This is a genomic window from Flavobacterium sp. FPG59, from assembly GCF_002150205.1.
Lineage (GTDB): Bacteria > Bacteroidota > Bacteroidia > Flavobacteriales > Flavobacteriaceae > Flavobacterium.
This window is the reverse complement of the sequence record NZ_MTCA01000319.1, coordinates 1-2,336: the sequence shown is the minus strand read 5'-3', so window position 1 is coordinate 2,336 and position 2,336 is coordinate 1. Positions and strand designations below refer to the sequence as shown.

The following is a 2,336-nucleotide window of genomic DNA, read 5'->3' as shown; positions in this document are numbered from 1 at the left end:
GTACTATTGTCAATTAAATTCTCATTTTTGATGTTATCAATAACTACTGAATTTGTAAAATTGAAAATGGTGTTTTCGTTAGGTTTATTAATACCTTTGAGAGTTATTATTCCATAATTATTTTTTTCAGTGGTAATTATATTTTCGTTAAATGCTAGGTCAGAGTCTGTAAAATTTTGTTGTGTCACTATTTTTTCTCTTAAACTAGAAGCATTAACTATGGAATATAATGAAACCTTTGTTTTTTTGTTAGGTGTGAATATGTTCGAAATATTTAAAAAATCTTGGTTTAGTTTAACGGCATTTTCGCCAATCTTTAAAAATCTAGGGATGTCATCTGAATTTGAGAAAGTAACTCCACTTTTTTTTGTCTCTAATTGATCATCTTCGTTATTTAATGATAGATAGTCAGCTATCCCAATTGCATTTTTACCTAAGTTATTACTATTTAAAATTACAGAAAATTTATTTTTTTTTGCCAAATTATAGGTGCTTGCATTGATTAGTTTTCGGTCATCAAAATTGTATTCAGATTGAACAAATCCTTTAATTTTATTTTTGTAGTTATCTTTTAGGATCACATTTAAAGCAGTTAAGCTAGATGGATTGTTGCTTTTTAATTGAGTAAAGGGAATGTGATTTTTATAAACTTCGATTGATTTAATTGCTTGTGCTGAAAAATTTTCTGTTGCTAATTGATGTTGTTTTTTAAATAAATTTTCCCCATCGATGAGTAATTCACTTATTTCTTTTCCATTTACAATGATCCTGCCATTTGCATTGGTACTTACTCCTGGAAGGTTGTTTAAAATGTCTTTTAAGCTATTCTCGGTTCCGTTTTTAAAATAATCTACATTGTATTTAGTAGTGTCACCATTAATTGATATTGCATTTTTTTTGGCTTTCAAAATTAGCTCCGTTAATTCTACAGCATTTCTAGCAAGAATAAATTTTTCTAAGTTGAGGTTATTGTTTGTAATTTCAAATGTTTTTTCTTGAGATTTGAAGCCTAGGTGACTTAATTTTATAACGAAGTGGTAATTTGACTTTAAATTGTTGAATTCAAAATATCCGTTATTATTTGTTTTTGTGAAATTTATTATTGAATTAGTTTTAGCATCTTTAAGAATAACATTTACGTTTTCAATAGCTGTGTTGTTATCATCAAATGCTAATCCCTGTATTTTATTTTGTGCACATATAAAAGAAAAATTGATAAAGTAAAGATAAATAATAATAGTAAAGATGTTTTTCTTAATCACGCTTCTCGGGTTGTTGTTTTTTAGTTTTATAGCTGTTTTAAAGGTTTAATGTTTATAAACTCTTTTTCATTGAAGGAGAAGTTTTTAAATTTTAAGGAAAATAAATCACCCGATGTAGCTTCAAAAATAAATCCTGGAAGGCCATTTATTGTCAGTGGCCCATCGTTTATTGGTACATCTTCGCAAAACCATGCAGTAACACTTAAAATACCAGCATTTGTTTTCATATTAGTGATGGCTTTTTTACATAGAAATCCATCTATTGTTTTTGTTTCATTAATTATTTCCCATTCAAAATTGGATATGTCTCCGTTAGTGAACGTTTCATTATTGTCATTGGTTAATTTTTTTTCAAATGTGTGACTTTTAAAGTCTTTAACCAAAACATATTTAGAATTTAAAATCGTCTTTAAAGTTGATTCTAATACTATGTCATATTTTTCATGTTTTTTATAGATAGTATCTATACTAGTTCCTTTTCCGTCAATTAAAGTTTGAATAGATTTATTCCCAGAAAAAAGGTATTCATAAACAACCGGAGCTTTTGCTCTTTCACTAAGTTTTGTGTCTTGGCCTATTCCTGCTAATGATTGTTTTATAAAAAAGCCTCTTAATGTTTGAGAATATGTGTTAATTACGATGGTTGAAAAGAATAATATTAACAGTTTTTTTTTCATCTTACAGTTATGAATAAATTTTTATGACTTACTAAAAGCATGAGTAATTTTGTAATTTTAAAACTACTTTAGCATTAATTGCTAAAGTAGTTTTTTAGGGTATTATTTTTTCTATTTTTCGGCGTCAATATAGACTGTTCCATTACCTAAACCAGGGTGTGTATAACACATGTAAGTTGTGGTAACTTCTGTAATGAATTCATTAATTTCTTTTTCGGTTCTACTTATTTCGTAGCAAATTGTAATATCTTTTTCTTTCTCCAAATCTTCACATATAGTAAGATTGTTTTTTGTGTCTATTTCTTGTGTCTTCACTTCAAGTGTACTTGCAAACGCAAAACTTGTAAAAAAGAATAAAACAGCAGCCTTCATTAGGTTTTTTTTCATGATATGTTTT

General features: G+C 27.3%; 3 protein-coding genes. All 3 read right to left on the bottom strand.

Annotated features, from left to right (window positions below; translation table 11 throughout):
• Positions 1-1,262: carboxypeptidase-like regulatory domain-containing protein (locus FPG59_RS15535; RefSeq protein WP_140344706.1), on the bottom strand; the 1,262-nt coding region annotated here is incomplete at its 3' end.
• Between the two features lie 26 nt (positions 1,263-1,288).
• Positions 1,289-1,939 (bottom strand): GLPGLI family protein, encoded by a 651-nt coding sequence (locus tag FPG59_RS15530; protein WP_086455456.1) that lies wholly within the window; start codon positions 1,937-1,939, stop codon positions 1,289-1,291.
• 111 nt (positions 1,940-2,050) lie between these two features.
• Positions 2,051-2,336, bottom strand: a 286-nt coding sequence (locus tag FPG59_RS15525; protein WP_217875936.1) for a hypothetical protein, incomplete at its 5' end; no start/stop codon positions are given.